Raw genomic sequence first — 13,996 nt, 5'->3', positions numbered from 1 at the left:
CTGGCACCTCCAAATGTCTATAAGCTCGCTCCAAGCTACTCCGTCTTCGTAATAAACAGAGTAGAGTATTCACGTTCCCGCTCTTGATTGCGCACGATAATCGTATACCATCCCGCTTGTGGGAAGATCACCGTAAAGTTCCCGTTTACTAGCTCCTCGTACGTAAGCTCATGTGCAATATACTTCATCTGACCTTCACGGAATAAGCCTGAATAATAGAGAATATCGTAAGTGCCAGCTTCGTTCGTTCGCTGCACACCATCAATCACCATGCTGTTATAGCCATCAATTTCAAATGTAAGGTGATTCGTATTAAATAAGCCCGATTCTCCTAACGCAGAAGAGATGAACTGACCATTGGCAAACACGAGCATCCCGTCATGATCTAAGACAAGCACTTCTTGAGTAACAGATGCCTGATTGCCAACTTCATCAGTCATGATATAAGTTACCTGTTGTCTGCCCGTCACGTTCAAATTCAATCCAGCGATTTCCACCTCAATGTTTTCCGGGCTTGATACGTTATCAAGCACGCGATAACCGCCAAGGTCTCTTCGGAAGTCAAAATCTGCTTTCCCTTTCGGGATAGCCGTTACGCTTCGATTCAAGTACAGTTCCGGTGCTGTATTGTCTAGTCCTTCCACCTTGATTGGCAGCCTCGTACGATTGCCCAATAAATCTGTCAAAGCGATTCTGAACGAACCGTTGCGATCAAATGTGCGCGTAAGCTGATAGTTCCCGTCGTTGTCGCTAATTTGATTCTCGTAACCGCCTCCCTGCTGCTCCACAGGCATCATACCTTGGAACACCGCATTTCCAGGGGTCGTTTGACCGCTTAACGTGACTTGCAGCTTTCCTTTCGCATACGTCTGTCCATTAATCGTCACCCGTTCAATTTCCGATATCGGATTGCCTTCATCATCGACAAATGTATAAGTTATCATTTCTGGTTGCGGCGGCGCACTGGAAATATGCGAAACGACTTCCGATACCTTCGTCGTATTGCCAAAGGCATCGCTAACGACGAAAGAGACTTCACCATTCTCACGCAGCACAGCTGATTCCTCGCCTGTTATAGTAAAGAAATCCTTCGCATCCGGAGAAGCCTTCTCTACCCGCAAGACCACGCCGGAAGCAGCAACAACTTCGCCTGAATGATTGCGAATCGTGCCGAATACAGCATCAGCGTCTTCGCCATACTGGTAAGACCTGACGATACGCACATCTGGCGCTTCCTTGTCAATGGTCGACACAGTTGCTGTCGCCGTTCCAATATTGCCGGCTTCATCAGCAAATTCAAAGGTGAATTGTCCATTCTCCTCGAATGTATACGTATTGCGACCTTCATTATTTAGAATTCGTACAGGTTCGCTAGTATTTATCAACTTCGCTGATACGCTTTGGTTCGTCGGTTGTGTATGAAGCAGAACAGCTTCCCCTGTCGGAGGCGTATCATCAATGTTGCTCACTACGACATAAAGCGTGTCCGTTCTCGTTTCATCTGTCATATCCGTTAATAGAAATGAGTAGTACCCATTTTCACGAATTTTGAACGTATTGGAATTTCCTATGCGCTCCGGAATGACAGGATTCTCATCCCCCGGTATCACTCGTACTGCCAGACCAGGCGTAATTTGCAAGTCAACCCCTGTTGCCGACTGCACATCTTTTGTTGTGTGAAATGAAGACAGTGCGTATACCGGCTCGCTGCTTGACACCTCATCGGTTTGTAGCGCAATCGGAGCGCTCGCTACTCCTCCAGACTTGCGGAACTTCACCATCATATTCAGCAATTGAGGATCATCACTTGGCACCTCAAGTGAGACAAAATTCGCATAGGAACGCCACCGTGACCAGCTTGTCCCGCCATCTGGCGATAAGGAATAATCGTACCCTCGTTTATCAACCGTATCCAAGTCCAGCTTGATAATCGCTGTGAAGCTGCCTCCCCCACTGTTATAAACATAAAGCAAGTTGGACTCGCCTGATGATGGAGGCCCTGGCGTATCCGATTTCGATACACGGAAAGTATCCGTCGCAGCCATCGTTTCGTTGCCCGCGCCATCTACTGCATACACATACAAGCGATAGTCCGCTGTTTCTCCATCTGCAAGCCATTCGTTCGTGATCGATACTTTTCCGTCCTGCGGCCATGGCAGCCAGCTGCCGGAGCTTGCCTCAGGCACCGCCTCACCATCGCGTACCCATTGATACTTGCTCATCAATCCATTGGCGCTATACGGCTCGTTAATCGATGCCGTCACTTCCTGAGACTCGCCTGGATATGAGGAGCCATTTCGATTAAACGTAATTTCAGGTGCTGCGTTGTCGAAGTAGTACGCTTTTACATACGTATACAGACGACTTTCATCCTGCGGTTCCGCGACGATATGAACATACTGGATCCCATTCTTGGACGTATCCTTAGGAATAACGAATTGCATACCGCCGCCCGCAACCGTCGTCCCGGTCAGCTTCGTATAAGCTTCCTCATTCGCAGGTCTTACGCTACTTGCGGTTATCGCATAAGCCATTTCATTGTTTTTCAATGTCGTTCCGTTAATTTGGAATGTTATATCATGACCTTTTGCATAACCCGCATCTGCATCCGGATAGAAGCTGGTCGTAACCAGGGAGGTGGAATCCACTGTCACCTTTCCTGCCATCTCTGTTATTACGTTGTTGCCAGCATAATCAGATGCCTTCACATGAAGGGTATAGACTCCGTCTTCAAATACATTTCCTAATGTAGATACGACAGCTCTGCCGTTTGTTAGGTTTATCGCCTTCCAATCTTCCTCATATAACTCTTCTCCTTGCGCTGCAAACTGATAGTAGGCTGTATCCACGCCGGCGTGTGCGTCCGTTAACGCAACGGAAACCAGCACCTCTTTTGTCCCGTCGTTTTGCGCCCCTACGAACACAACATTGGGCTTCTCATTATCAAGCAAGAATGGTGTAACGTTATACGACCAGTTAGAGTCATCCTGTTTAAAGTCATTCAATCCCCACAGCGACAAATCGCCATATTGACCGACTGCAGCGAGCGCTTTTGTTTCTGCATGGAACTCCCGATCCTGCTCGGAAGCCTCATTAGGCAGCTCAGCCTTCCAAGCCGCATATTGGGCAGGATTTTCTTGGACAAATGACTTCATCTTTTCGTATTGCATCAGCTCTCGCGCCGAGTCCCAAGACATATCTGCTGTCCAGGCATGCAAATACCAGGGACCGCTATTTTCAGGCAGTCGCGCCTCATCAGGCGGCGACAACAAATTCGTTTTGTTATTGACAACAGACAAATTCAAAAGATTGAACTCACCGGGATAAAGCTCCTCCCTTGGCTGCTTGGCTGCCAATGCATACCGCTTAATCGCCGCGAAGCGATCCCCTACCTTACCGGCAAATGGTTCATTACCATCTTGACTCCAATAGTAGTATACAAGTCCTACAGCAGGAGATTGATCTCCCGTCATGTTGGAAGGACGATATACCCCTTTACTTGGTCGAAGCATGCCGGTATTTACCGGGTCAAGCGGCGGTACTAGCAGATTGGGATCCGTCGCATCAATCGTAACACGCCCGTTCTTCTCGTATTGTGACGCAGTCGCTCCTCCTTGCTCGAAGCGAAAAGCAATATCAGGCGGGGTTTGATCAATAGACAGATCTGCCCAGTCTATCTTTGAATTGAGCAGCGATTCATCTCCGTCTTGATGAACGCCATCATGGTTTGCCGGTTGAATCAACATGTTGCCGGCATAATCCTGCAGTACGTTCGTATCAGTTCCTTTATTGTCATGTGTGAGGGCAATCGCCTTGAGCAATGGCGTCTCCAAGCTTTTCGCCTCATTCAGCCCGATCGTAAACGTCCAGGTTTTTGTGCCCTCTCCTTGCTCGTAATAAGCCTTCATGCCATTGCTAAAAAGCAAGTAAGTTTGTGCCAGGTTCCAGCCTCGCTTCACGACGACTTCTTCTGTAAATTGCAGTGTAAATGTAATGCTGTCATTCTTATTCAATACGACGCCCGTCAAAATTTCAGGCTGAATGCCATTTCCCGTTTTCGTATATTTCGGCGCTACTGCGTCCACGATGATACGGTAGCCGCTGTTATCGTAATCGAATGGATTTACTGCATTTCCACGCAAATATGCGTTACTAGTGTTATCTGCCGTATGGGTGAGATCGATGAATGCGACATTTCCCGCTGCATCAGCCAGTTGGGCTTGCTTCAGCTTTTCCTCCAACGTCAGATCGATGGGATTAATCGCGCCAGATGTTCCCATCATTTTAGGGGCAAGCGGCAAATTGCCGCTATTATGATATTTCACACCGGAATAACGATAAGAAATTTTATTTTTCATATCTTTCAATGTCGATGACGTGTAAGTCATATTCATCATGTATTGCTGTTGTCCCGCTGCCGGCAGCCCCGTCCCGTCAGGATTTACAAACAAGGGATGACGAAGAAAATGATCGCTGAAAGTCGGAACAAGCGTGCTCGGCCTAATAGGTTCGCTAAATTTATAGGTTAAGTCTATGTATTCATTTTCTTTCACATATAACTCCATTTGACCAGTATTGGCGTTCATGCGCTCGGCGCCATCTCCTGTGAAGGAATAGCCGCTCAATACAGGTCTGGTCGCGTCGCTAAAGCGCACATACAATCCTCGGACGCCACTTGGGCCATCCGTCGATTCAGCAAATCCCTCAATGGAAATCGTAATTACATCCCCAACTTGAAGAGAGGAAGAGCCACTCTTACTTCCGGCACTGCTCGTCGTAGAGGAATCTGAGATCCGCGTATTTCCATTAATTTTAAGGTCGGCTCGCGTTTTCTGATGATTTTTTTCAATTCCGCCCCAGCTTCCGCCCTCCTCAACGGTAACCAGCTTGCTCCAGCCAAAGTCCACTCTAGCGTGACCGCTGCTCGCCAGCTCCTTCAATAACGGGTTGTCGTTCACACGAATCGTCAATGTCATGCTGTCACCAGCAAACAAATAAACGTCCCCGTTGCCGAAATCAGCCGTTACATCGCCGTCTTTACTGGAAGTGAATCCAGACGTGTCCATCTGGAAATTAACGACTGCATTTTGAGCACTGTATGACGCATTCCCCAATCGCGCACCACCTAAAAACACCTCCAAATCGCTATTTGAGGCCTCCACTTTAGATCCCCATGGTGCTGGCCATAATGTTAATAACAAACAAACGATTAGAATTGAAGCACATCCTTTTTTTAACAAACCGGTGTACATCATGGAACTTCTACTCCCCTCTAAATATGTATAAAACATATCATATCGAAATGACCTCACAAGAATCTCACAAAATGAGTCTTGAAGTCCTGTCCATTCCTCGAAACCAGGAGACAAGTCAAGTTAGATACTAAAGTAAGTAAGGACATTTGCTCAAAATAATCACATAGACTCGAAAAAGAAGTGGGAATTGTTCGCTATCGCTCATATAAATCACTTCGTAACAAAAAGAGAGCCCATTAGGCTCCCTTGGAATAACAAGATTAAGTCAAGGTTTTCATCTTCCGCTGCCGTTCTGATATAACGATCCTTATCCCCATTGCAAGATCTTATATGTTATTGATTTTCCGGCCAAGCGAAATCCATTCCGAGCTTCTGTTTCGTTATCTTGAATTGGGTGTTCCAGTGTTCATACAGCTTGTCGTAACCAAGCTTCTCTTCTTGCGACGGCATACTGTTGAACAACTGCTCCACCTCTTCTTCCGATTTGGCCAACACCATCTTGGCCCCCATGCTTTCCCGATATTCTTCGATCTTGGTGTTGATCGCCGCCTCCTCCATACCGCCCGTCGGCGTTACAGCTTCGAACGGCAGCGTATTGAAGCTATACTGCGAGAAGTGAGCTTCCGTAACGGATTCCAATCTTTCATTCTCATTCGTCGGCAGTGGGAACGCCGGCTGTACGTCTAGCCAATTGACCAGCCATTCCACACCCTTATACTTCATGTCGGCAGCGGTAGGGTCCTTCGCATAATCCTGCAAATATTGCTCCGTAAACTTGACATGTCCATCATCATAATCCCATCCGATTCCTTTAGGACCGAACAGCGATTCCAGTGACATTTGATCCTGGGACAAGTATTCCAGCAGCTTTGCCACACGAGCTTCATGCTCCGTTTTTTTGCCGACCATCGTAATCGTCCAGCCCCCCAGCGAGCTTGGTTTGAAGTGAAACGGATTGCCTTCATCTCCTTTAATTGGACCTGCAGGCACGAATACCGCTTCTTCATCCGACTTGAACAGGCCATTCCACTTGATGCGCCAGTTCGTGTAGGCGAATACGCTTCCCGCATTAACCTTCTCTTGCACCTGTGCTTCCGTTAAGGTCAGACTATCTTCCGGTAGCAGTCTTTCCGTGTATAGCTGATTCAGAAACTTATAAACCTCCAACGATTCAGGCTCCCGGAACATATCGACGTAATTCCCCTGTTCGTCCTCCCGGTCGGCTCCGAAAAACTGGATCAGATTATCGTAAAAGAAATATGCCGGCACGATTTCAAACCCGTCATACTCCAGCTTCGCATCCTTCACCTTGCGAAGCGCTTCTATCGTGCCTTCCTTCGTATCGAATGCGCTCGCCTCAATGCCGAGCTGGTTCATAAGATCCTGCCGCACACGCATCGTATTGTGTGTTGGATAGAAGTGTTTGTCCGTCATATCCTCTGGTGCGTAGAAGTAATTAGGCAGTCCGTAGTAATGTCCGTCCTCTGCTCTGAACCAGTCCTGTATGGATTGCGGAACGACCATCTCCGGCGCATGCTCTGGCAGCAACTCGTCCAATGGAATGACGTAGCCAGACCGCTCCAGCACGCCCCGCTGAGCCGCTTGATTGTTCAAGGTGACGAGATCAGGAATATCTCCCGAAGCGATCATGGCGGACAGCTTCTCCAAACTCCCGGACGTGAAATTCAATTCAACTCCGATGTCCTCCAACATTTTCTTGTCCATCAGATTATTGTCGGGATCCCAATTTCTCTGGAACCATTCCTCTGCTACGAACCAATCAAGGGTAATGACAGGCGTTTGAATATCTTCTGCATTGCCTTCACTCTCACCTGTCGCTTCCTTACCACTTTCGGTATCCGAGCCAGCCGACTTCGGATCATCCTTCGCGCATCCGGCCAATACCGTCCCTACTGCCAGTACAAAGATGAACAGCAACATCAACCATGATTTCTTCTTCATGCATCTTTCCCCCTCATTTTATTATTATATGATGAACTCAATTGTACCGGGAGGCGCAAATGAGTTAACCTTTCACCGAACCGATCATGATCCCTTTTACAAAATACTTCTGCAAGAAAGGATAAATTGCAACAATCGGAAGCGTAATGGCGATCATCATTGCCAGCTTCAACGTTTCAGGACTTATACTCATCGCCTCCCGCGGAACATTCGCGGCTGCAACCGATCCGACGCCTTGAGCGAATGAAGCATCAGTAACCATCTTCATTAAGAACAGTTGAACGGTCTGAAGAGAGCTCGACATTGTGAACATCATAGAATCGAAATAGGAATTCCAATGAAACACACCATTAAATAGTGTAATTGCCGCCAGTACCGGTTTGGACAGGGGGAGAATAAAGCGGGCAAACAGCTTGTATTCGCCGGCTCCATCCATCCTCGCCGATTCCAAAATACTTTCCGGTATCGTGCGCATGAACGACATAATGATAATTAAGTCCCATACGTTGAACATATTCGGAATAATGTAAACCAGGAAATTGTCCAGCAAGCCGATATCCCTGTACAACAGATAAGTCGGAATTAAGCCACCGCTGAAAAACATCGTGATCATAATATAGATCAAATACACATTTCTGCCGATAAGATGCGTCTTTGACAGACCGTACGCAACCAATGCGGTGAACAGCACATGCACTATCGTGCCGATAATGGCCCGTGCCGCTGTAACAAAATAGGCTTCATAGATCGTATCATCAGAGAAGACGGCCTTGTAATTCGCGAACGTCAACTCCCGTGGCCACAAATTGACACCTCCGCGCATATAATCGATGCCATCGTTCAGCGAACCGACGATTGTGAACCAGAACGGCGCAAATGTAACGACTATAATGCCAAGCATAATTAGGCCGTTGCAAATATTGAACAGAAGCGAGCCTTTGCTTATTGCTTTCAATGCGATCCCCCCTTAGAACAAGCCTTTGCCGGATATTTTTTTGGATACATAGTTCGCTGACAGCAGAAGGAACAAGGCAATAACAGATTTGGTCAGCCCTACTGCAGTGGAATAAGAATACCTCATGTTGCGCAAGCCAAGCTTGTAGACGTAAGTGTCAATCGTTTCGCTCGTTTCCAAATTAAGCGGATTTTGCAGCACCAGAATTTGCTCGAAGCCCGTATTCAACAAAGCGCTAATGGCAAAAATCAACATAATGACGATTGTTCCCATAATACTTGGCAGCGTAATATGCCAGATTTTCTGAAATCGGTTCGCTCCGTCGATCGTGGCCGCTTCGTACATTTCGGGATCGACTCCTGCGATTGCGGCAATGTAAATAATCGCTCCCCAGCCCAATCCTTTCAGCATTTCACCGAGCACGAGAATATACCAGAAGTAGTCCGCATTTCCCATAAAGTTGACGGGTTCCGCCAGAACTCCCGTTTGAACCAGTATGGCATTAATAATTCCGTTGGCGGGTGACAGCACATTGATGATGAGACCGCCGAATACGACCCACGAGACAAAATGCGGCAAATAGGATACGGTCTGTATGAAACGCTTGAACCGCATACTCGCAATCTCGTTCAATAAGAGAGCGAACAGAATTGGCGCCGGAAATCCGATTAACAATCCCAATACATTGATTGCCAGCGTATTCTGAATCACTTGTCCGAAGTTGGGATCATTGAAGAACTCTTGAAAATGCTTGAGTCCGACCCATGGGGAATCCAGTACACCGGCAAACAAATCGTAATCTTGGAACGCAATAACAATTCCGTACATCGGGATGTAAGAAAAGACGAATAAAAAGATCAGCCCCGGCCAAACCATGCTTTGAATATCGAGCTGACTTCTCCATTTTTTTTGCATGTACAACCTCCTGATGTGAGCGTTTTCTTTATTGTAATGATCCTCCTCGCTGAAAAACATATCGTCATTTTGTTTCTGTTGTCATTATTTTGGAGCTTATTTAAAACGCTTTCATTTGCTTGTATAATAAAGAAAATCAACGAAGGGAAATGCGTCGATGAAAGCACAACTGATGAATGGAAGCATTAAAAGAAAAATCATGATCGCTTTTGCCGCGCTGGTCCTGCTGCCGATCACCGTGCTATGCAGTTATTTTTACTACCAGACAAACCAGTATATCCAATCGCAAATTGTAAGCAATTCCAGCATCGCCCTCTCGCAAGCGAAAGCCAACGTCGTCAACAAAATGAATATCGTGACGAGTGCCAGCGATCATATCGCATTCAACGATACGCTTCGCAACTTCCTGAGCGAAGAATTCATTGTGAACGGCGACTCCATGGATATGTATCGGGAGAAGATCGTGCCGCTGCTCAAATATGGTACTTACTTCAATCAATTCAATATTCATAACATTGCCTTATATGTTTCGAACGTCACTATACCGGAAGGCTATGGCGTCGTCTGGCATATCTCGGCGTTAAGGAGTCAAGAATGGTATCAGAAGTTCATGCAATCCGATATGACGACGCAATGGTGGAGTCATGAAGGCGTTCCAATCGATCATTCCGGCATCGTGGGAGCGATTTATACGTACGCGCATAAAATTCACTCCATGGATGGGGAATTTCTCGGAATCGTGGCTGTCGATATATTGCAGAAGGATTTATTCTCTTTCCTGACCGGTGCTTCAGAAGAGGCGTACACCTTCGTCCTGGACCCTTCCCGTGGCGCATTCATGCAGCAGCGCAGCGACATCTTCCGTTGGCATTCCGATAAGAGACAAGCCGAGATGACACAGTCTTTGCAGGGCAGCTTCCGTTATGAGGATAGTATCGTCGTATATAGTGATTTGCCGGCGTTGGATGTGTTGCTCGGTATAATGGTAGAGAGCGCATATGGCGCCAGTTTCAAGCTGTTCGCGGCTACACTTGCCATTATCGGAGTGTGCATCATCTCCATTCTTCTTTTTTACAAAGTGATCAAGATGCTATTCACATTGTTCAAAAAAAGTATTTCCGCTATGGACCATGCGATCGACACAGGATTGCCGCTTCAACTGCCGTTAGATCGCAAGGACGAATTCGGGGTCATTGCCGATAAATTCAACACTCTCCTGCTCAAAATACAACATTTAATGAGGGAAATGGTGCAAAAGGAACTTCTCCACAAGGATACGCAGCTAAAGGCACTGCAATATCAAATCAATCCGCATTTTATTTATAATACTATCGATATTTTCAGCGCAAAAATGGAGCTTGCAGGGCAATATGACGTTTCAGAAGCCTTTTCGGATTTTGGGAAAATTTTACGCTATACCATCGACGACCCCACCATGTATACGACGCTCGAGTGCGAAATCGATCATTTATCTCGGTATGCCAACTTGCAAAAGATGAAATACGGCGATCGTCTTCGCGTACTCGTAGATATACCCGATGAGTTGCTGAGCGCTTGCATGATCACATTTATTCTTCAACCACTTGTCGAGAATAGCATCAAGCACGGATTCGGGGATAGAGACAAGCTGGAGGTAGTAATTGAAGCGAAGTTGATCGAACGTCGCAACATTCAAATCACCATATCGGATAACGGCAATGGCATGCGTCACGAACAAGTGGATGCGCTCAACACCTTATTTATAGGTCCGTCGAATAGACAGAAGGCGCCGGAACAATCCGTCGGCATCGGGTTGCGCAATATTAACGAGCGACTAAAGTTATTTTATGGGGATCACTACCATTTGACGATGGAAAGCAAGCTTGGCACAGGTACAGTAACTTCGATCAAGATCCCCTGGCGGGAAAAGGAGTGGTAAAGCCGATGTACTCAGTATTGATTGTTGATGATGAGCCGCTCATCTGCGAAGGGATTAAATCCAAGCTTCTGCGCATGGACCTCATTGATATTAGCAGTATAAGAATGGCATACAACGGAATGCATGCCCAGGAACAGATCGCTTCCAAAGTGCCGGATCTTATATTATGCGATATTAAAATGCCCGATATGGACGGCATCTCTCTAATGAAAACGACCTCCGCGAAGTATCGAACAGTGACTTTTATTTTCTTAAGCGGCTACGGCGATTACAACTATGTAAGAGAAGCCTTCAAATACGGCGCCGCCGACTATCTGCTAAAGCCGGTCAGCTTTACCGATCTTCAGAAGCAATTGCAAGCCGCCTTTAAGTTTGTGGACTTGAGAAGAAGCGAAGCGGCGGATGACGAAACTGAAAGGGGCTCGATCATAGATCTTTCCAAAACCTATATTCAGCAACATTTCCAACGCCCACTTACACTGTCTAAAGTGGCCAATGAATTCTCTATGAATTATTCTTACTTTAGCACTTTATTTAAAAAAGAGACTGGCATGACCTTCACCTCCTATTTGATGAAAATTCGGATGAACGAAGCGAAAAAACTGCTTGGCGATCCCACTATACGTATTCATGAAATCGCCGAAAAGGTGGGCTATGACAGCGCCTATAACTTTTCGCGGGCATTCAAGAGTCACTTCTTGCTGTCACCGAATCGCTATCGCAGGGAAAGCCTGCGCAGCAGCCAACATTGAAATTCAATCGTACAGGTTAAACCCAACGTGCAACATCTTGGATATTGTTTCCGTCAATGACAATAGCAGCTGCACATATTGAGTAGACGAGGTGAAAGAAAATGAAGAAGAAACCGTTATTGATTGTCACATTGACGGCCATGCTGATTTTCATCCTGTCACAATCCGTATCCGCATTCTCTGATACGGCAGGATCGGCCGAAGAGAAGAAGATTATCGCGCTGAAGGAAAAAGGCATTATTAGCGGGTATTCGGACAACACGTTCAAACCCAATGGCAAGATGAGCTATGCGGCAGGTGTATCCATGATTGTCAAAGGTCTTGACCTCAATATTGACAACTTGCGTTTCATGAAAGAACCGAAAGCGACGGATTACTTTCCTGAGCTGAACGACAACGCATGGTATGCGGATGACTTCATCATCGCCTTCCATAACGGATTGGATATTCCGAAGGACGTAGAGGCCAGCGACAAAATGACGAAGGAACAATTCGCGCATCATCTGTTCAATGCCATGATGACGAAAGGCGACTTCGCCTTCATCGAAATCTTCATGATGATCAACGATGAAGCCGACGTCAACCCGGCATACATGAACAGCATACAGAAGCTGCTGATCAGCAAAATTGCCGTCTTGGACGATGAGAACAACTTCCATCCACAACAGCCTATTACCCGCGGAACAGCTGCAGCATGGCTGTATGACGGTATCGAGTTCGTAGAAACAATGACTCCGATCGATTCCAAGCCTGTATCCGAGTGGCCCGCATACAAATTGGACATGGACGTAACCCCGGTCAATGATAACGTTAATCAGGTTACGATTACGGCAGAAATGCCGCATCCCGGCTATGGGCTTCGCGTAGCATCCATCTCGTTCCAAGGCGATGAAGCGCATATCGAACTCGCGCCGATCCTTCCTGATCCTGATGGGATGTATCCGCAAGTCATTACAGAGGTTAGCGTAACGACATACATTGGTTCCGAGTATACGCCGGTTCTGCCGGAAGCTGTAGAAGACAAGGATAAGCCTACGGACGTAGAACCGACTGACCCTGTAGTGAACGCTTCCTAACAACTTCAATAAGCCGATACTTGCCGCTTTTTATGAGCGACGGTATCGGCTTTGCTTTATTATATACTCAACTTACGCGGCTTAATTTCGACAGGTATGCCATGACGATGTGATGGCCCAGACTAGTTGACTTACTTCGTCAAAGAGCATATAAAACAACCCGTCCAGCTTACGATTGTCAGTATCATATGAGCGCCTCTGAAAATCCTTTTGCAGACGTAGCAAGGATTTAACGCACTTGAAAAACAATTCAATATCCCATCGAAATATCAAACATTTTAATTGATTTTATTAATATCTAAGTATTCAGCCAACTCAGTACTAGAAAGAACTTCAGCATACTGTTGTAAAAGTGATCTTTTTCTTTCTTTGTACTCATCATATAACATCCCATCTTCGTGCATCTCAATTAAGAAGAACAGGTGTTTTTCTAAAACATCATTAAGCATTTGAGACATTTGACCGTCGAATAGAAGCCTTGATTCTCTTATGAGAGACAAAATTTCTAAATTCATTTCAATATATTCATCATCCTCTAATTGAGGTTCTTTCTCAATGATAGAATTCTGTTCTAACAGAGTTTCTAATTCATTATAAAACTTAAACCTGTACTCATATTGTGCCAATTTATTCGCATCTGATGCAATTTCAGACTGTTTATCTGCAATTTTAGTTTGTTTATTTGCAATTTCAGTTTGCTCTACTGTTATGTAATACTGTTTTACAGCAATTACAACTAATGCTAAAGTAAACAGCAGCGTTAATNAATTTGAAAACGGAATTTTCTATGAGAAATGCCACAAATTTTGCAGGTGCCAAGGTCATTCTCGCATTCCTTGAAACGATCCGTTTGAATCAAGCATTACAGCCGCTTGGCTTAGCCAAAGCCGCAAACGCAGTTTTCCCCACTCACCACATCATCCAGTACCTTATCATCGGCTGGCTCCTGGGCTGCGAACGTATCTTTCACTTTCGATCACTTCAAGGCGATGCTTTAGTGAAGCATGCCCTAGGCGGCCGGTTGCCTCATCACTCGTTGTTAAACAAAGAGTTGCTTCGGCTTGGTGCGGCACACGATCAACTGGCCCCAGCACTCCGAAACTTGAATGTAGATATCATTGCGCCGGCGCTACCTGACTCGCTCATCCTTGATCTGGATTCCA

General features: G+C 46.1%; 8 protein-coding genes and 2 pseudogenes. 4 read left to right on the top strand and 6 right to left on the bottom strand.

What is annotated here, in order from left to right:
* Positions 1-35 precede the first annotated feature (35 nt).
* The 4 genes from ACFQ2I_RS07880 to ACFQ2I_RS07865 all read right to left on the bottom strand — a co-directional run bounded on the left by ACFQ2I_RS07880 (position 36) and on the right by ACFQ2I_RS07865 (position 9,087).
* Positions 36-5,114 carry an Ig-like domain repeat protein gene (locus tag ACFQ2I_RS07880; protein ID WP_377563398.1) on the bottom strand — a complete coding sequence of 1,693 codons (5,079 nt, stop codon included), beginning with the start codon at positions 5,112-5,114 and terminating at the stop codon, positions 36-38.
* Positions 5,115-5,588: 474 nt separating this feature from the next.
* The gene (locus tag ACFQ2I_RS07875) at positions 5,589-7,217 is read right to left on the bottom strand and encodes a hypothetical protein (RefSeq protein ID WP_377563397.1); all 1,629 of its coding nucleotides are present in this window, start codon (positions 7,215-7,217) and stop codon (positions 5,589-5,591) included.
* A 64-nt stretch (positions 7,218-7,281) separates the two neighbouring features.
* A complete protein-coding gene (locus ACFQ2I_RS07870; RefSeq protein ID WP_377563395.1) occupies positions 7,282-8,172 on the bottom strand; it encodes a carbohydrate ABC transporter permease in 891 nt (296 codons plus the stop codon).
* Between the two features lie 12 nt (positions 8,173-8,184).
* On the bottom strand, positions 8,185-9,087 hold the full coding sequence (locus ACFQ2I_RS07865; RefSeq protein WP_377563393.1) for an ABC transporter permease: 903 nt from the start codon (positions 9,085-9,087) through the stop codon (positions 8,185-8,187).
* Between the two features lie 157 nt (positions 9,088-9,244).
* On the opposite strand from ACFQ2I_RS07865, the gene ACFQ2I_RS07860 reads away from it, so the two are divergent.
* From ACFQ2I_RS07860 to ACFQ2I_RS07850, 3 genes are all read left to right on the top strand, one after another.
* The gene (locus ACFQ2I_RS07860) at positions 9,245-11,005 is read left to right on the top strand and encodes a sensor histidine kinase (RefSeq protein ID WP_377563392.1); all 1,761 of its coding nucleotides are present in this window, start codon (positions 9,245-9,247) and stop codon (positions 11,003-11,005) included.
* A 5-nt stretch (positions 11,006-11,010) separates the two neighbouring features.
* Positions 11,011-11,757 (top strand): response regulator transcription factor, encoded by a 747-nt coding sequence (locus ACFQ2I_RS07855; protein WP_377563391.1) that lies wholly within the window; start codon positions 11,011-11,013, stop codon positions 11,755-11,757.
* A 101-nt stretch (positions 11,758-11,858) separates the two neighbouring features.
* Positions 11,859-12,833, top strand: coding sequence for an S-layer homology domain-containing protein (locus ACFQ2I_RS07850; protein WP_377563390.1), 975 nt, complete (start codon positions 11,859-11,861; stop codon positions 12,831-12,833).
* 111 nt (positions 12,834-12,944) lie between these two features.
* Here ACFQ2I_RS07850 and ACFQ2I_RS23860 read toward each other — a convergent pair.
* Positions 12,945-13,097 (bottom strand): annotated as a pseudogene (locus ACFQ2I_RS23860) (IS4 family transposase); the annotation flags it as partial.
* Positions 13,098-13,111: 14 nt separating this feature from the next.
* Entirely contained in the window at positions 13,112-13,459 is a 348-nt protein-coding gene (locus tag ACFQ2I_RS07845) for a hypothetical protein (RefSeq protein WP_377563389.1), read from the bottom strand.
* 143 nt (positions 13,460-13,602) lie between these two features.
* Here ACFQ2I_RS07845 and ACFQ2I_RS07840 point away from each other — a divergent pair.
* A pseudogene (locus ACFQ2I_RS07840) lies at positions 13,603-13,996 on the top strand (IS1380 family transposase); the annotation flags it as partial.

This window comes from Paenibacillus chungangensis (genome assembly GCF_042675905.1).
Classification (GTDB): Bacteria; Bacillota; Bacilli; order Paenibacillales; family Paenibacillaceae; genus Pristimantibacillus; species Pristimantibacillus chungangensis.
Note: the sequence above shows the minus strand (reverse complement) of the source record. Positions and strands in the feature narration are given on the sequence as shown.

Bases quoted from the DNA above. Each gene is read 5' to 3' on its own strand.
- ACFQ2I_RS07875 (WP_377563397.1), bottom strand. From the start codon at position 7,217: ATGAAGAAGAAATCATGGTTGATGTTGCTGTTCATCTTTGTACTGGCA.
- ACFQ2I_RS07865 (WP_377563393.1), bottom strand. From the start codon at position 9,087: ATGCAAAAAAAATGGAGAAGTCAGCTCGATATTCAAAGCATGGTTTGG.
- ACFQ2I_RS07860 (WP_377563392.1), top strand. From the start codon at position 9,245: ATGAAAGCACAACTGATGAATGGAAGCATTAAAAGAAAAATCATGATC.
- ACFQ2I_RS07855 (WP_377563391.1), top strand. From the start codon at position 11,011: ATGTACTCAGTATTGATTGTTGATGATGAGCCGCTCATCTGCGAAGGG.
- ACFQ2I_RS07850 (WP_377563390.1), top strand. From the start codon at position 11,859: ATGAAGAAGAAACCGTTATTGATTGTCACATTGACGGCCATGCTGATT.